This window comes from Mesorhizobium sp. P170090, assembly GCF_057786115.1.
On sequence record NZ_JBYNWH010000001.1, the window covers coordinates 4,775,754 to 4,792,353 of the forward strand.

Below are 16,600 nucleotides of genomic sequence, written 5' to 3' on the forward strand. Positions count from 1 at the left end.
GTTTCCTCAGGCTGCGGTCGGGCTTGGAATGCGCGGCAGGTTCTCGGCAAGGAACCGCCAGTCGTCGCGCTCGCCCTCGCCTTCATGGCGCTTGCCGAAGAACTGGATGATCATCTTGCCGTCGGCGCCATAGGCTTCGAGCGAGGTAACATGACCGTCCTTGGTCGGTTTGCGCACCGCCCACACCTCCTGGATGTGGTCGGTGCGCAGATGCAGGTGGAACGTCTCGTCCATGACGTTGATCCACGGCCCCATCGGCTTGATCGACTTGACGGGACCGGAATGGATCTGGATGCAGCCTCGGTTTCCGACAAAACACATGATCGGCATGCCGTCGGCGGCGGCATGGTGGAACATGGCGCCGATGGCGTTATTGTCGAGCAGCCAGGCATAGTCCTGGCCGACCATGCGCACGGCCTGGTGGCGGGTGAGCTTCAGCGCTTTCAACATGCCAAAGAACTGGTGGACGTCGGTCAGCCGGCTCCAGCGGTCACGCAGATCGTCGGTGTCTGCGGCAACGCCCGACGTCTCCGCGTCGTCGTCGGCCAGGCCTGCGATAGACACAGTCGCCTCCTGGTTCGGCGATTCGAGTGCGGCCACGAGCTTCTGGTAGGCATAGAGATTGGACGCCGGCCGCAGATGCACCTTGTGCACCGCATCGCCGGCCGCGTCGAAGAATTGCAGGCTGCGGCGGATGTCGCCACCGTCGCGCTTTTCCACGGCAAAGCCATGCGCCCAGACCTTTGGAAAGATACGCAGGTCGATGTTTTCGCCCAGCACCATGGCATTGTGCGCGCCTGTGACAACCTTGTCGTAGACGCCGATCTTCTCGTGCACCGCGCTTTCGTTGCGGGTCAGCGCCATCACCTCGCCGACGGCGTCGAGGCCGGTCAGCAGATCGTTGACCCTGGGCTCGACGCGCACGACACCGTCGCCGCAATGCGCGGCGACCAGTTCGGCTTCGGAAATACCGAGCTCGGCGGCAAGATCGCGCTCCCGCGCTTTCGGATTGTCTGCCCGCGCTCGCAGGATTTCATGCGGGGCGGGTTTTACGCGCTGGTCCATGTCCTGCTTACCTGTCCTGCCTGGCGTTTTGGCCTGCCTGGCTGTTTCGTCACTTGTTGAGGATGAGCTTGCCCTGGCGGGTGATCTTCAGCCGATAGAGCGCCCCATGGTGCTCGATGCCGATCTCGTGCTCGCCCTGGAACAGCGTGTTGGAGGACAGCGTCCGCACCGCCAGCGGCACCCGGTCGAAGCGGGTCGGCGTCTCCTCGGAACGGCGGACGCGGTAACGGAAGTTGTTGGGATTGTGGGTGTTCATCTCTTTCGATCTCTTTCCTGTGCCGGGCAACTGGCTAGCGTTGTAAAAATGCCGATTCATTTCTTGACTCGAATAATCATGTTTATTAGTCAGTGCAATACCGGACAAAATGAGCCAACATTTAAGACGCCGGACAGAATGAAAAATGCCAGCGAGCACCAAGCCAGCCAGCATCGAACCTGGAATTTTGGAGTTGGGGCATGGGCTTGGGAAATTGTGGACGACTGGGTCTGGCGAACGCCGATCCGGTGCATCGGCCTATGGCAAAGGCAATGGCAGCCTTGCTTGCGGGGGCAGCGACGATCGCGCTGCTGACATCGCCGGCCAGCGCTCAGCAGGCCGCTCAGCCGGCCGCTGACCAGGCCGACCAGACCAGGAAAACCGAGGACACCAAGCCGGCGCCCGCCGGCGCGACCCTGCTGGACAAGATCCTCGTCATCAGCCGCACCGGCGAGACGGCAATCGAAACGCTGGCCTCAGCCAGCCATGTCGACCAGGAACAGCTCGACCGCCGCATGGCGACGACGCCGAACGAAATGCTGCTCGGTGTGCCTGGTGTCGCCGTGCAGGCCGATGCGCGACGCGTCAGCTCCAGCATCAACATCCGCGGCCTGCAGGATTTCGGTCGCGTCGCCGTCATCGTCGACGGCGCCAGGCAGAATTTCCAGCGCTCAGACCACGGCACGCAGTCGACCTTCTATGTCGATCCCGAGCTCATCAAATCCGTTGACGTCATTCGCGGACCGACCGCCAACACCTATGGCTCCGGCGCCATTGGCGGCGTCGTCTTCTTCGACACCAAGGATGCGGTGGATTTCCTCAGACCGGGCGAAACCTGGGCCGGCTCCGTCACCGGGCGCTATGAAAGCAACGGCAAGGGCTGGACCGCAAGCGCCAGCGGCGCCTACAAATTCAACGACGATTTGGATGTGCTGGGCAACATCGTCTACCGCGACTACGATGACTACAAGAACGGCAGCGGCGACACCGTCGCCGGAACCGGCTTCGACGTGCTGAGCGGCCTGCTCAAGACCACCATCCGCCCGAGCGAAAACAGCGAATTGAAGCTCGGCTGGGTCGGCTCGAGCGACGGCTGGACGGAAACCAGCGGCGGCGTGCAGGCCAACGACGTCGACCTGAAGTCGAACACCTTCACCGCCCGCTACAACATCACCGACGACGCCAGGAGCTGGCTCGATCTCCACATCAACGCCTCCTACAACAAGACCAATCTCGACCTCACCACGCTGGTCCCGCAGAACCGCTTCGATCCGTCGACCGGCCTTCCCGTGCTGCTGCCCGTCGGTTCGACCTCGACCTTCGACGTTGGCACGGCCGGCGTCGACATCTGGAACACGTCGCGCTTCGAAACAGCCGGTGTTGCGCACGAATTGACCTATGGCGGCGACTGGGTGGGTGACGATGTCGAGACCGGCGGCACCGCCGGCGGCGACGGCTTCTACACCCCATCGGGCAAGCGTAGTGTTTCGGGCGCCTACATCCAGGACAAGCTCACCTGGGACTGGCTCGAGGTCATTGCCGGGCTGCGTTACGACAATTACAGCCTCGAAGACAGCACCCACGAAACGTCGGGCGACAGGCTGTCGCCGCGCATCACCGTTGGTGTCACGCCCTTCGAAAGCGCCAGCCTGGCGGGCCTGCAGTTCTATGGCACCTACGCGGAAGGCTACCGCTCGCCGTCGCTGACCGAGACGCTGATCAGCGGCAACCATCCGGCGGGCGTCACCTTCCCGTTCCTGCCCAATCCGAACCTGCGGCCAGAAACCGGCAAGACCACTGAATTCGGCGTCAACTACAAGCTGAACGACCTTATCGAGGCCGGCGACGCGTTCCGGCTCAAGGCCGGCTACTTCCACAACGATGTCGACGACTACATCGAAGGCGTCACGTTGTCGGCATTCGACCCGACCAGCGGTTGCCCGTTCGGCCCCGGCATCCCAATATGCTTCCAGTACCAGAACGTCGCCCAGGCCGAGATAAACGGCTTCGAACTGGAAAGCGTCTACGATGCCGGCTGGGGCTATGCGGGCCTCTCAGCCTCGATCATCAACGGCCACACCTTCTCCGATGAAGGCGAGCGGGCCGACCTTGCCACCATCCCGTCCTCGCAGGTCACCGGGCAGCTCGGCTTCCGCTTCCTTCAGGACAAGCTGACCGTCGGCGGCGAGGTGCAGTACAACGGCAAGCCGAAGGGCAACCCCGTGGCCAAGGATTATACTCTGGTCAACGCCTTCGCCAGTTACCAGGCCACCGACAATCTGAAGGTGGACTTCCGCGCCGACAATTTGTTCGACGTCAAATACACCAACCCGCTGAACGGCGGTACCACCGCCGTCATCTATGAACCCGGCATCACGCTGAAGCTGGCCGCAACCATGCGCTTTGGAGGCTGACACCCATGACAAGTTTGACGGCATCGCTTCGCCTCCTGACCTCGACGCTGGCGATGTCGCTTGGCTTGATGCCGGCGTGGGCTCAGTCCGCGTCGGCTCCGCAACTCAGCCTCGAGCTCAATGCCGCGCAGCCCTCCGAAAAGGGTTGCCGGCTGACCTTCGTCGTCAACAATGCGCTCGGCGCCGATCTTTCCAAGGCGGCATTCGAAATCGCGCTGTTCAACGAGGCCGGCATTGTCGACCGCCTGAGCGTGCTCGACTTCAAGGACCTGCCGGCCGGCAAGACCAAGGTGACCCGCTTCGACCTCGCCGGCACCGACTGCACCAAACTCAGCCGCGTGCTGATCAACAGCGCCACCGAATGCGCCGGCGTCGAACCGGGCGCCTGCATGCGCGGCCTGAAGACGCAGACCAAGACCGGTATCGCATTCGGCGTCTGAGGTGGGCCTGCATCCCGCCTTCCTGCACGACAATGCGACACGACCCGTCGCAGCTCCGCCGTCATGGCCGGCAACCGATCTTGATTTGACAATCCCACCCCGCTCGCGGCAGGTCTCGCCGCGAACCATGCAGGACATCACCCCCCTCCCCGACGCCGGCAACGAACCGGCGATTACGATGGACGAGCTCGCACAGCCGGCAGCCGCGGACCGCAAATGGACTGTGGCGATCGTCGCGTCCTGCCTGCTCCATGCCGCTGCCGCAGCGGCGTTCTTCATCGGACCCGCAGGGACATTCGATTCCAGTAACGCGATACAATCCGAAGGCACCGACCAATCGGGCGCCGAGGTGGTCGGCAGCGCCTTGGACAGCCAGGCTCCCGACGCGGTCGATGTTACCGTGGTAACCGATCCGCAGCCGGCCAAGCCCGAGGCCGTTCGACCCGTGCCGCCGACCGAGGCGCCTCAACCGGTAAAGGAGCCGGCGGCGCCCAAGCCTGCGCCGGAAGCCGCCGAACAGGCGACCGCCGCGCCAGATACACTGACGGCCGCCATCCCGAATGATCAAACTGTCGCCCCAAGCGCTCAGACGTCGACTCCGCCAGGGGTTCAAACGCAAAGTTCAGAGGCACCGCCCGCCGACGAGCCCGCCGTTGATTTGCCTGCTGCCAAACCACCAGTCCCGAGCCCGCGGCCGACCCCTCCAGCCGGATCTGGAGATACCCGCGGTGCGGCAGATGGCGAAGAACGCGACGCACCGGCGGTTGCCAGCAAGGGTAAAAACCAGGACGCGGCTGGCAATGCGATGGAATCTCGTTACGGCGGTGAAATTCAAAAGAAGCTTGCCCGCGCTAACCGGCGCGTTTCGAAGGAAATTCAAGCTAAGGCTCGCAACAATGCCAGGGTCTATTTCGTCGTCATGGCTGACGGCAGCGTCAGCGACTTGCAGCTTGTCGAAAGTTCAGGGTCTGCCGAACTAGACCAATTCGCTTTGAAACTGGTGCGCCAGCAAGCCCCGTTCCCGCCCATTCCACCCGAGATCGGATTATCAAGTTGGGTGTTCAGGGCGCGGATCGGTCCGTTTTAACCAGCTCGCAGACCTTCGCCAAATGTCATCGTCCACCAATTCAAGAGGAAGCCCAATGTACATCGCCATGAACCGCTTCAAGGTCCAGAACGGCTCCGAGACCGCTTTCGAGGATGTCTGGAAGAACCGCGATTCGAGCCTCTCGGAAATGAAAGGCTTCAGGGAATTCCACTTGCTGCGCGGCCCGGTCAACGAGCCCGAGGGTTACACGCTGTTTGCCTCGCACACGGTGTGGGCAAGCCATGAGGATTTCGTCGTCTGGACCAAATCCGAGAATTTTCGCGCCGCCCACCGCAACGCTGGCACCTCGAAGGTGCACTATCTGGCCACCCGCAGTTCGAAGGCTTTTCGGTCGTCGAAGGCGCCTGATTGAGATTTCACCCGTCGACGAGATCTGACGACGGGCAGATGCCGTCAGGTTCCGGTTGAATTCCGGCCGCCCAGTCGCCGAAGCCACTGGGCAATGTGCAGGCGCAGCCGCCGCCAGGGCTGTCCGCGTGTCAGGTAGCGCGCCAACCGCGGATCACCGGCCAGCTCCGGGAACTGGCGCACATGCTGCGTCAGGAATGCAGCTATGAAATTGCGCCCGTTGAGATCGCTGAGCCAGGCAGAATTCGCCAGCAAATAGTCTGCGGCATCCGCCGCCAACACGCTCCTGTAGCTCCTGTATGCAGGCGTTTGCCGCACATTGCCGCCGGCAAAGGCAGTTCCGGTGGACAGGTTGGAGCCATGCAGGCGATAGAGGCCGAGACCTTCTGACAGGATGAGGCTGCCGCCGGCCTGGTGCGCGAGTGTCGCCGTCAGATAATCCGTCCCGACCTTGGCCTTGAACGGGAAGGACAATACCGGTTCCAGCGCGCCACGCCGGTACATGATCGCCGAGCATTGCGACCACAGCCAGCCCGTCACCGCAGGTGCGAAATAGGTTACCGGATGCTCCGATGCGTAGGCGATCCCGGGCGCCATGCCGGCAAGCCGGCCACCGGGCGCGATGGCGACGCCACTGCGATCCGCTCCGGACCGCGGTTTGCGCAAGGCAAGGAAGGTACCGCCCAGCAAGGTGCCGTCGCCATCGACAAGGAACACATCGGAACTCGACAGTGCGGCCGAATGCGTCGTGTTGAGGTGGGCGGACAGATGCGCGAGGAGAAAATCCGGCAGCCACACGTCATCGGCGTCGAGAAACGCGACGAAGGGCGCGTCGGTTGCGGCAAAGCCGTCGCGGAATCCCGCGGTCTGGCCGCCATTCTCCTTGCGCGCCAACAGGCGCAGGCGCGGGTCGTCTATATCCCTTAGAAGCTGTCGGACATGGTCGGCCGAGCCGTCCGTCGAGGCATCGTCGACGATGACGCATTCCCAATTCCGGTAGGTCTGCGCCAGCGCCGAGCGGATCGCCTGTTCGACGTACGGCCGATAATTGAAGCAGGTGATGACCACCGCCACGCGCGGCAGCTCAAACGGTCGGGACGTGTCTTCCATCTGTTCGGCTGCCCCGCTCGAGTTGCTCTCTATCCCTTGCGCATACCCTTGCAACCCGACGCAGGCAAGCGAGCCGCGAAAAGCCCCCTAGGCCGCCGCGAGCAGGCTGGCATTGCCGCCGGCGGCCGTGGTGTCGACGCAGACAGCGCGTTCATGCGCATAGGCCGCCGGGTTGAGCACCTCGCTGACCAGCGGCACGATCGGCCCGCTGCGGTCGGCAATGACCTTGCGCACGATCCGCGCCGCCTCGGGCCTGCCCGAGAAGGCGACGACATCGACGCGCAGCGAACGCGCTTCGACTGGGTCTGGCCGACCGTCTATGGCCGCCAGCGGCAACCCCTTGCCGGTCAGCGCCGACAGTGCCGCCGGCGCGCTCGGCGCCACGGCCAGCACCGCATTGCCGGCGGCCAGCGCCTGGATCGTCTGGGCAAGCAGCGTGTCGGCGTCCGGACCGAGGCACAGCACCCGGCCACGCGGCGACAGCGACAGCGTGTTGGCCTCGCCGGTCGGTCCGGGCAGGTCGACCTGGCCGAAATCGATGGCGGCTGCAGCGCCGATCGCTGCAGCGCCCTTGCCGCGCAGATGCTTTCTCAAGATGGCGATGCGGTCCGGCCGCGTCGACCAGCCGCCAAGCGTCGGATCGGGCAGATTGTCGGCCAGTTCGGTCGCCGTCACCTTGTGGCCCTCGGCAATCTCCGTGCCCGCCTCCGGCCCTTTGCGGAACCGCCGGAGATAATGCGGCCCGCCGGCCTTCGGCCCGGTGCCCGAAAGCCCCTCGCCGCCAAAGGGCTGCGAACCGACGACGGCGCCGATCTGGTTGCGGTTGACATAGATGTTGCCGGCATGGATGCCGTCGACGAAATGCTGGGCGCGGCCTTCGATGCGGGTGTGCAGGCCGAAGGTCAGGCCATAGCCCTTGCGGTTGATGGCGGCGATGACGGCGTCGATCCCGTCGGCGTCGAAGCTGGCGACATGCAGCACCGGGCCGAACACTTCGCGCTCCATCTCCTCGATGCCTTTGACCCGGAACACATGCGGCGCAACGAAGCGGCCGTCCTTCGGTGCTTCGAGTTTGGCAATCAACCGGCCCTGCAGCCCCATCTTGGTGCAATACTCGCGGATCGATTCCTGCGCCTCGTCATCGATGACCGGCCCGACATCGGTCGAAATCTGCCAGGGATCGCCGATGGTGAGCGCTTCCATGGCGCCCTTCAGCATCTCCAGCATCTTCTTCTCGACATCCTTCTGCACGTAGAGCACGCGCAGCGCCGAACAGCGCTGACCCGCACTCTGGAAGGCGGACGCCAGGATGTCGCGCACCGCCTGTTCGGGCAGTGCTGTGGAATCGACGATCATGGCATTGAGACCGCCGGTCTCCGCGATCAGCATGGCGTCGGGCGCGGCTGTCTCGGCCAGTTGCTTCTCGATCAGCTTTGCAACCTCGGTCGAGCCGGTGAAGCAGACGCCGGCAATGCGCGGATCCGCGGTCAGCGGTCCGCCGACCGACGGACCGTCGCCCGGCAGAAGCTGGATCACATCTTCCGGCACGCCGGCCTCGCGCAGCAGCTCGACGGCGCGGAAGGCGATCAGCGGCGTCTGTTCGGCTGGCTTGGCGATGACCGAATTGCCGGTGACGAGCGCTGCCGCGATCTGGCCGGTGAAGATGGCGAGCGGGAAATTCCACGGCGAAATGCACACGATCGCGCCGCGCGCCTCGGTGCCCGCTTCGTTGTTGGCCGCTTCGGCAGCGTAGTAGCGCAGGAAGTCGACGGCTTCGCGCACTTCAGCCACGCCGTCGGCCAGCGACTTGCCGGCTTCCCTTGTAGCCAGCGCGAAAAACTCGACCGCATTGGCCTCATAGAGGTCGGCGGCGCGGTTGAGGATGGCGGCGCGCTCGGCAACGGGACGCTTCGCCCAGGACGGCTGCGCTTCCACAGCAAAGCGCACCGCGGTCGCGACCTGCTTGGCAGCGGCTTCGGCGACCGTGCCGACGATCTCGGCAGGCTTTGCCGGATTGACCACCGGGCGCTGCTTGCCGTAGCCGGCGGCGCGCGTCATCGGCTTGGCATGCCAGCGCTCGGGCCCGGCAAAGGCCGCCTTGGCCTTGTCGATCGCCGCCAGCGTCACCGGATCGGTGATGTCGAACCCCTTCGAGTTGCGCCGACCAGCGCCGAAGATCGTCGCAGGACGAGCGATTGCCGGATTGGCGGCGGGGCCCTGGCTCTCGACCGTCTCGAGCGGATCGCGCGCAATATCCTCCGGCTGGACGTCCTCGTCGGTGAGCTGATGGACGAAGGAGGAGTTGGCGCCATTCTCCAGCAGGCGGCGAACCAGATAGGCCAAGAGGTCGGAGTGCGCGCCGACCGGCGCATAGATGCGGCAGCGCGTGCCTTCGGCCCGGCGCACCGTCTCATGCAGCGCTTCGCCCATGCCGTGCAGGCGCTGGAATTCGAAAGCGTCACGGTTGTCAGCCATCGACAGGATGGCGGCGACGGTATGGGCATTGTGCGTGGCGAATTGCGGATAGATACGGTCGGTCATGCCAAGCAGCTTCCTAGCGCAGGCCATATAGGAAACATCGGTGTTGGCCTTGCGGGTGAAGACGGGGTAGCCGGAAAGCCCGAGCGTCTGCGCCCGCTTGATCTCGGTGTCCCAATAGGCGCCCTTGACCAGCCGCACCATGATGTTGCGGTCGTACTTTTTCGCCAGCGCATAGAGCCAGTCGATGGTGAAGGCCGCGCGCGGGCCGTAGGCCTGGACGACGACGCCAAAGCCGTTCCAGCCGGCAAGCTCCGGCTCAGCCAGCACGCGCTCGATGACATCGAGCGACAGGTCGAGCCGGTCGGCCTCCTCGGCGTCGATGTTGAGGCCCATGCGCGAATGGCGTGCGGCCAGCGCCAGCGACAGCAGCCGCTCGGCCATCACCGGCAGCATCTTTTCCTTCTGTGCCTCTTCATAGCGCGGATGCAGCGCCGACAGTTTGACCGAGATGCCGTGGTTCTGGCGGATATCGGGACCGTTGGAGCCTGAATCGAGCGAGGAGATCGCGTCGGCATAGGCCTTGAGGTAGCGCAGCGCATCGGCCTCGGTGCGGGCGGCCTCGCCCAGCATGTCGAAGGAATAGAGATAACCTTTCTGGATCATCGACTTGCCGCGCTTGACGGCTTCCGCAATGGTGCGGCCGAGCACGAACTGCTCGCCCATTTCGCGCATGGCGGCGGCGACCGCCTTGCGGATCACCGGTTCGCCCAGCCGGCGAACCATCGAGCGCAGCGTGCCTTCAATGCCGCCCTCGCCTTCGTCGAGCACACGGCCGGTCAGCATCAGCGCCCAGGTCGAGGCGTTGACGAAGATCGAGCTCGAACCGCCCGAATGCGCCGACCAGTCATGCGGTGCGATCTTGTCGGCGATCAGGTCGTCCATGGTCTCGGTGTCAGGCACGCGCAGCAGTGCCTCGGCCAGGCACATCAGCGCCACGCCTTCCTTGGTGGAGAGGCCGTAGGCCGAGAGAAAAACCTCCATCAGCCGCGGGTCGGACGAGCCGCGCACCGCGCGCACCAGATCCGCGGCACGGGCCGAGACGGCTTTGCGGTCATCGGCCGAAAGTTCTGTCGCGGCAGCCAGGCGCTTCACAGCCGCGTCTTCGTCGGGCAGGTAGTTGGCGCGGATCTGCTGGCGGATGGTGTCGAGCGGCATGGCGGTCCTGCGGAGCAAGCATCTGGGAGCGGGCCGGCGGTCGCCGGACCGAATGGCGCAAGCTAGCACAGAGCCGCATTTTCGGCCGGTCCAAAGAAATCGACATGGCAGGCCGAGCGGTCTATCATGCGGCTAAATTGTTATCAGATGGACTGTGATATCCGTGACAGGAGACCAATTGGACCGCCTCGACAGAAACATCCTGTCGGCGCTGGCGCGCGACGGGCGGCTGTCCATGTCGGAACTGGCCGGCAAGGTCGGCCTGTCGAAGACGCCGGTGCAGGCGCGGGTGAAGCGCCTGGAGAAGGACGGCTATATCAGGGGCTATCAGGCGATCATCGATCGCGAGCGCATGGGCGAAGGTCATGTCGCCTTCGTCCAGGTCAAATTGTCGGACACACGCTCGGCCGCGCTCGATGCTTTCAATCGCGCGGTGCAGGCCGTGCCGGAGATCGAGCAGTGCCACATGATGGCGTCGAGCTTCGATTATCTCCTGAAAGTCCGTACCACCGACATCGCCGCCTATCGCCGTGTTCTCGGTGAGCGCATCTCGGCGCTCCCCCACGTCGCCCAGACCTCGACCTTCGTGGCGATGGAGACGGTGAAGGATCGCTAGCTCACTCCGACAGCGTCTTCAAAAACGCCACCAGCGCCGCGCGTTCGCGGTCCGACAGTTGCAACGGGTGCACTTCGGAGGTGCCTTCAACGGCCGCCTCCGCCTTCGCGTAGTGCGCCACCACCTCCTCCAGCGTGGAGAACTGTCCGGCATGCATATAGGGCGGCCGTGTCGCCGCGCCCCGCAGCGACGGCGTCTTGTAGGCACGCATCAGTTCGGGTGCTGCCTTGACGATGAAGCGCAGTTCTCCGCAGGCGCCGGCGTCGCCATCGCGAAAGGCGCCGAAGCAGTTGAATGGGTCGGCCTGAACCTGGGCCACCGCATCGAAACGGCCGCGATCCAATGGCAAATCCCTGACCGGCCGCACGCCGGTGTTGTGGAAAGCGTTGTCGGTGAAGCGCGGGCCGTTATGGCAGGTGACGCAATTGGCCTTGCCGATGAACAGTTTCAGCCCGAGCATCTCCTCCTGCGAAAAGGCATCGTCGGCTTTCGGCTTGGCGCCTGACGCAAGATCGATGGCAAAGCGGTCAAAGCGCGTCTGTGCCGGTTCGATCGACCGTTCGAAGGCGGCGATCGCCTTGCCGATGTTGGAAAAGACGCGGTTGACGTCGTCCATTTGCGCCGCGGTCATTGCCTTCCACGCCGCCTGCTCGGCCTCATTGCCGAGCGGGCTGGCGTTGGCCGGCACGGCGGAAAGATCCGGCAGTGGCCCGAAGATGCGCTCATAGCGCTCGCCGAACCGCTTCTGGATGTAATGCGCGAAGGCCGCGCGGTTCCCCGCCTGCTCAAGCGGGTTTTCCAGCGGCGTCAGCGCCTGCGCCCACAGGCTGTCGCGCCGTCCATCCCAGAAGAACCACGGATTGCGGGCAATGCCGGCCAGCGGCATCGAGCGCCTGTTGGTTCGGCCAACGCCGACGGATTGCGGCAGGTCATCCTGGAATTGCCGGTCGATCTTGTGGCAGGTCGAGCAGGATACGTTCCCGTCACGGCTCATCCCCTGATCGAAGAACAGAGTGGAGCCCAGGGCGGCGGCGGCCGGCACGTCGGCGAACCGGTTGGTGGTGTCGGGTTTGAGCGCCGGCAAGGTGTTCAGCGCCAGCGAAGCGATGGTCTTCTTCTCGGCATCGGAAAAATCCGGTTTGCCGCAGCCGGCAACGAGCACGACCGCCGCCAATGCCAGAAGGCGCAACAGGCCGTTCATCCGCTCACAGCACCACGTTGAAGACGACCGTGTCGGAACCGGCCGCCGCCGAAATGGCGAAGCGCAACTGCCACACGCCGCTCATGGTGAATTTCAGCCCCTCGATCCTGTAGCGCCCCTCGCCAAGATAATCGGTCGCCTGCGGACTGGTCGGCAAGCCGTGATTGTGCTGCGGCATGCCGCCGGACACCGAGATCGCCGCACCTTCCACGGAATCGCCCTTGACCGTCTTCAGGGTCAGCAACCAGGATTGCAGTTCGCCTTGCCGGATAACGCCGCGTTCCGGCTGAATGCTGGCGACAAACAAGCCGTTCGCCGTCTTCTTCGAGCGCGAAATATCCGGGCCCGGCGCCGACTGCGGCGCGGTCAGATAGACGATCGCCAATATGCCAGCCAGCAAGCCGGCCAGACCAACGCCCGCAAGAAGATAACGCCATATCGATGCCAAACCGGTTCCTCTTCTGGGCATAACGTCTCGGGAAGCAATTCGCGTCCCGCCGCTTCTGTGGGAAAACGCTTCTGGCGCAAAAAACCGCCGCCGCCAAGCATGGCGCTGCCGGCCGCAAAAAGCTACAGCAGCGAACTGATCCGGAGACAGATACATGGCAGCAGACGGCGTCGCTTCGATCGGTGAATGCATGCTCGAGCTGTCCGGCCAGGCCGGGCCGAACTGGCGCATGGGCTTTGCCGGCGACACGTTCAACACGCTGTGGGCGCTGCATGCGCTGAGCGGCGAGCGGCCGGCGACCTATGTCTCGGCCTTCGGCGACGATCCCTTCTCGCAGGGCCAGATTTCGTTCTTCGCCGAAAACGGCATCGACATCGGCGCCAGCCCGGTCATCCCAGGCGCGCGGCCCGGCCTCTACGCCATCACCTTGACCGGCGCCGAACGCGCCTTCACCTACTGGCGCAGCGACGCGGCGGCCAGGCGGCTCGCCTCGGACCCGGCCGCCTTGGCAAAAAGCCTTGAAAACCAGGCTCTTGTGTATTTTTCCGGAATCACTTTGGCAATTCTGGATGCCGCCGCGCGCAAGACGTTGCTGGCGGAAGTGTCCAAGGCGCGGGCTGCCGGTTCGCTCGTCGCCTTCGACCCCAACTACCGGCCGCGCCTGTGGCAGAGCCGCGAGGAGGCGCAAGCCGCGATCCTCGACGCGCTTGCCGTCACCGACATCGCGCTGCCGACCTTTCCCGACGAGCAGATGCTGTTTGGCGACACGGCATCGCAAGCGACCGCCGAGCGGTTCGGAAAACTCGTCGGCGAAGTCGTCGTCAAGAATGGCGAGAAGCCCGCGCTGATCGCCACTGGCGGAGCCCTGCAGCCGGTTCCGGCCCAGCATGTCGCCACCCCGGTCGACACCACCGGCGCCGGCGATTCCTTCAATGGCGGCTATCTCGCCGCCCGGCTTGCCGGCCATGCCCCGGCGGATGCCGTGCAGCGCGCGCATCGCGTCGCCGCCGCTGTCGTGCAGGTGCGAGGCGCGCTGGCGCCGTTCGAGGTTCTAAGAACCGCTTTCGAGGGCTAGTCTAAGACCTTAGGGAAGCCTGAAACGATATTCCGTCACCTGATGATAGATCTGGCCCGGCCACAGCGTGGCCTGCGGGAAATAGGGCCGGTTCGGCGCGTCGGGCCAGGTCTGCGCTTCCAGGCAAAAGCCGGAAAACGCCTTGTAGCGCCGTCCGTCCAGGCCGCCCGAGGTCGGCGCGACATACTGGCCGGTGTAAAGCTGCAGGCCCGGCTCGGTGGTCCAGACTTCCATCTCGACGCCGGAATTGGCGCCTTGCGCCCACGCCACCTGGTGAAGCGGGCCCCGGGCTGACGCCAGGCAGAAATTGACGTCGTAGGGAAGCTGCTCGCCTTCCGTTTCCATCCGCAGCGGCCGCGCCTGGCGGAAGTCGAAGGGCGTGCCGTCGACAGGTTTGACGACGCCGGTCGGGATCATCTCGCCATCGACAGGCGTATAGGCGCCGGCGTTCAGCATCAGCCGGTGGTCGAGAATGTCGCCGGCGCCGCCATCGTCGAGATTGAAATAGGAATGCTGCGCCAGATTGCACAGCGTCGGCTCCTCGCAAGTGGCGGTCAGTTCCATCGAGAGCGTGCCGGGAATCTTCAGCCGGTAGGTGCAGGTGACGTCGAGCGCGCCGGGAAAGCCCATCGTGCCCTCAGGATCGTGCAGGGTCAGCGTGACAAAATCCCGGCCGTGCAGCGAAACCGTCCACGGCCGATGGAAGAAGCCCTCCGAGCCGCCATGCAGCGTGTGCTTGCCGAGGAAATTGCGCTCGGTCTGGTAGCGCTGGCCGGCAATGGTGAAGCGGCCGTCGCGGATGCGGTTGGCATAGCGGCCGACGACCGCGCCGAAGAAGGCCCGGTCAGTCTCGTAAGGCTCGAAGCGATCGTAGCCCAGCACCAGCGGCGCGTCGTGCCCGGCGAGCCGCAGATCCTGGATGATTGCGCCGAGCCCGATGATGTTGGCGCTGACGCCGCCGCCCCGGATGGTGAAACGGCGAACGGGTTCGCCTGCCTGCGTCGTGCCGAAGACTTCGCCGTCCTTCATCGCTATGTCCAAATGCTAATTCATCGATCTGTCGACTTAGAGCAATTCCAGGAAAAGTGTGAAACGGTTTTCCGTCCGGAATTGCAAAAAACAAAGAACTGGAGCGGTTCGGCGTTTCCGTGAAACGCTGAACCGCTCCAGTCCGGCTGAATGTCGTCTGGCAAGGGCAGGCGCGCGGCCTGCCCTGCCCGTGAATGATTTAGAGGCCGAGACCCCCGATGCAGACATATTTGGTGTCGAGATAATCCTCGATGCCCTGATGTCCGCCTTCCTTGCCGAGGCCCGATTCCTTGACGCCGCCGAACGGCGCTTCCGGCGTGGTGATCAGGCCTTCATTGACGCCGACCATGCCGTATTTCAGGCCTTCCATGACCCGGAAGGCGCGGCCGAGGTCGCCGGTGTAGAAATAGGCGGCCAGGCCGAACTCGGTGTCGTTGGCGAGCGCAATGGCTTCCTCCTCGGTCTCGAACTTGAACACCGGGGCGATCGGGCCAAAAATCTCTTCCTTCATGAAGCGCATGTCGGGCTTCGCATCGGCGATGACGGTCGGCTGGAAGAATGAGCCGCCAAGCGCGTGGCGCTTGCCGCCGGCAACGACCTTGCCGCCCTTCGACGTGGCGTCGGCGATGAATTCCTCGACCTTCTCGACCGCCTTCACGTCGATCAGCGGTCCCTGCTGCACGCCCTCTTCCAGGCCCGAGCCAACCTTCAGCGCATTGCTGGCAGCGGCCAGCTTCTCGACAAACTTGTCGTAGATGCCGGCCTGCACCAGGAAGCGGTTGGTGCACACGCAGGTCTGGCCTGAATTGCGGTATTTGGCGGTGATGGCGCCGGCGACGGCGCGATCGAGGTCGGCATCGTCGAAGACCAGGAACGGCGCATTGCCGCCGAGTTCCATCGAGACCTTCTTGACGGTGACGGACGACTTCTGAATCAGCAGCTTGCCGATCTCGGTCGAGCCGGTGAAGGTGATCTTCGACACCAGCGGATTGGCGCAGATCTCGTCGCCGATTTCGCCGGCAGCACCCGTCAGGATGTTGATGACGCCCTTGGGGAAGCCGACTTCCTCGGCGAGCGCGCCCCATGCAAGGCCGGAATACGGCGTCTGCGAGGCCGGCTTGACCACGGCGGTGCAGCCAGCGGCAAGCGCGGGGCCAAGCTTGCGGGCAAGCATCGAGGAGGGGAAATTCCACGGCGTGATGGCGGCAATGACGCCGACCGGCTCCTTGGTCACCAGGATGCGGCGATCGCCCCATGGCGATGGCACGACATCGCCATAGGTGCGGCGGCCTTCCTCGGCAAACCACATGATATAGGCGGCGGCCGAACCGATCTCGCCCTTGGATTCGGCGAGCGACTTGCCCTGCTCGATGGTGAGCAGTTCGGCCAGCACATCCTGATTGTCCATCATCGCGTCATGCAGCTTGCGCAACAGCTTCGAGCGCTCGAGCGCGGTCGTCTTGCGCCAGGTCTTGAAGGCTTCGCTTGCGGCTTCGATGGCGCGGCGGGTTTCCGCCTTGCCCGACTTCGGCACGGTGCCGATCTTGAGACCGGTGGCCGGGTTGTTGACGTCGACCGTCTGGCCGCTGTCGGCCTGCACCCATTCGCCGTTGATGAGATTGGCCTGGCGCATGAAATGGCTGGTTTTCTGCAGCATGGTCTAGCCTCCGTTCGGCGCACTGACGGGCCGGTTTCCTGGATCTCTTGAACGAGCGTGCACAATGGCGGCGGAGCCGACACGCTGAAGCCACTGCTCTTTACCTAGGGCAAGCCCGGCAAGCAATTGCAAGATGG

13 protein-coding genes and 1 pseudogene are annotated in these 16,600 nt (G+C 64.3%); 6 read left to right on the forward strand and 8 right to left on the reverse strand.

All coding sequences use genetic code 11. The features are described from left to right. Positions 1-6: 6 nt before the first annotated feature. Together AC3EML_RS23215 and hemP are read right to left on the reverse strand one after the other, a co-directional pair. Complete coding sequence (locus AC3EML_RS23215; protein ID WP_352520511.1) at positions 7-1,065, reverse strand: hemin-degrading factor; 1,059 nt, start codon at positions 1,063-1,065, stop codon at positions 7-9. Positions 1,066-1,114: 49 nt separating this feature from the next. Further along, complete coding sequence (gene hemP / locus AC3EML_RS23220; RefSeq protein WP_352520512.1) at positions 1,115-1,321, reverse strand: hemin uptake protein HemP; 207 nt, start codon at positions 1,319-1,321, stop codon at positions 1,115-1,117. 272 nt (positions 1,322-1,593) lie between these two features. Here hemP and AC3EML_RS23225 point away from each other — a divergent pair, with 272 nt between their 5' ends. From AC3EML_RS23225 to hmuQ, 4 genes and pseudogenes are all read left to right on the forward strand, one after another. Continuing rightward, a complete protein-coding gene (locus AC3EML_RS23225) occupies positions 1,594-3,735 on the forward strand; it encodes a TonB-dependent hemoglobin/transferrin/lactoferrin family receptor (RefSeq protein ID WP_352520513.1) in 2,142 nt (713 codons plus the stop codon). Positions 3,736-3,740: 5 nt separating this feature from the next. Further along, the gene (locus tag AC3EML_RS23230) at positions 3,741-4,175 is read left to right on the forward strand and encodes a hypothetical protein (protein WP_023673858.1); all 435 of its coding nucleotides are present in this window, start codon (positions 3,741-3,743) and stop codon (positions 4,173-4,175) included. A 127-nt stretch (positions 4,176-4,302) separates the two neighbouring features. After that, positions 4,303-5,262, forward strand: coding sequence for an energy transducer TonB family protein (locus tag AC3EML_RS23235; RefSeq protein WP_352520514.1), 960 nt, complete (start codon positions 4,303-4,305; stop codon positions 5,260-5,262). Between the two features lie 55 nt (positions 5,263-5,317). Next, positions 5,318-5,631 (forward strand): annotated as a pseudogene (gene hmuQ / locus AC3EML_RS23240) (heme-degrading protein HmuQ). Positions 5,632-5,676: 45 nt separating this feature from the next. On the opposite strand, the gene AC3EML_RS23245 reads toward hmuQ, so the two are convergent. Both AC3EML_RS23245 and putA read right to left on the reverse strand, forming a co-directional pair. Continuing rightward, on the reverse strand, positions 5,677-6,741 hold the full coding sequence (locus tag AC3EML_RS23245) for a glycosyltransferase (RefSeq protein WP_352520515.1): 1,065 nt from the start codon (positions 6,739-6,741) through the stop codon (positions 5,677-5,679). Between the two features lie 87 nt (positions 6,742-6,828). Continuing rightward, positions 6,829-10,437, reverse strand: a complete 3,609-nt coding sequence (putA, locus tag AC3EML_RS23250) for a bifunctional proline dehydrogenase/L-glutamate gamma-semialdehyde dehydrogenase PutA (protein WP_352520516.1) — start codon at positions 10,435-10,437, stop codon at positions 6,829-6,831. A 163-nt stretch (positions 10,438-10,600) separates the two neighbouring features. Here putA and AC3EML_RS23255 point away from each other — a divergent pair, with 163 nt between their 5' ends. Next, positions 10,601-11,053 carry an Lrp/AsnC family transcriptional regulator gene (locus AC3EML_RS23255; protein ID WP_352520517.1) on the forward strand — a complete coding sequence of 151 codons (453 nt, stop codon included), beginning with the start codon at positions 10,601-10,603 and terminating at the stop codon, positions 11,051-11,053. A 1-nt stretch (position 11,054) separates the two neighbouring features. Here the strand turns inward: AC3EML_RS23255 and AC3EML_RS23260 are convergent, their stop codons facing one another. Together AC3EML_RS23260 and AC3EML_RS23265 are read right to left on the reverse strand one after the other, a co-directional pair. Continuing rightward, positions 11,055-12,254, reverse strand: a complete 1,200-nt coding sequence (locus AC3EML_RS23260) for a cytochrome-c peroxidase (RefSeq protein ID WP_023696486.1) — start codon at positions 12,252-12,254, stop codon at positions 11,055-11,057. A gap of 4 nt (positions 12,255-12,258) precedes the next feature. Then, entirely contained in the window at positions 12,259-12,702 is a 444-nt protein-coding gene (locus AC3EML_RS23265) for a FixH family protein (protein ID WP_023696485.1), read from the reverse strand. 154 nt (positions 12,703-12,856) lie between these two features. On the opposite strand from AC3EML_RS23265, the gene AC3EML_RS23270 reads away from it, so the two are divergent. Further along, positions 12,857-13,777 carry a sugar kinase gene (locus tag AC3EML_RS23270; RefSeq protein WP_352520518.1) on the forward strand — a complete coding sequence of 307 codons (921 nt, stop codon included), beginning with the start codon at positions 12,857-12,859 and terminating at the stop codon, positions 13,775-13,777. 9 nt (positions 13,778-13,786) lie between these two features. Here the strand turns inward: AC3EML_RS23270 and AC3EML_RS23275 are convergent, their stop codons facing one another. Next, positions 13,787-14,812 (reverse strand): aldose epimerase family protein, encoded by a 1,026-nt coding sequence (locus AC3EML_RS23275; protein ID WP_023681740.1) that lies wholly within the window; start codon positions 14,810-14,812, stop codon positions 13,787-13,789. Positions 14,813-15,005: 193 nt separating this feature from the next. Continuing rightward, the gene (locus tag AC3EML_RS23280; RefSeq protein ID WP_023670445.1) at positions 15,006-16,463 is read right to left on the reverse strand and encodes an NAD-dependent succinate-semialdehyde dehydrogenase; all 1,458 of its coding nucleotides are present in this window, start codon (positions 16,461-16,463) and stop codon (positions 15,006-15,008) included. Positions 16,464-16,600: the final 137 nt, after the last annotated feature.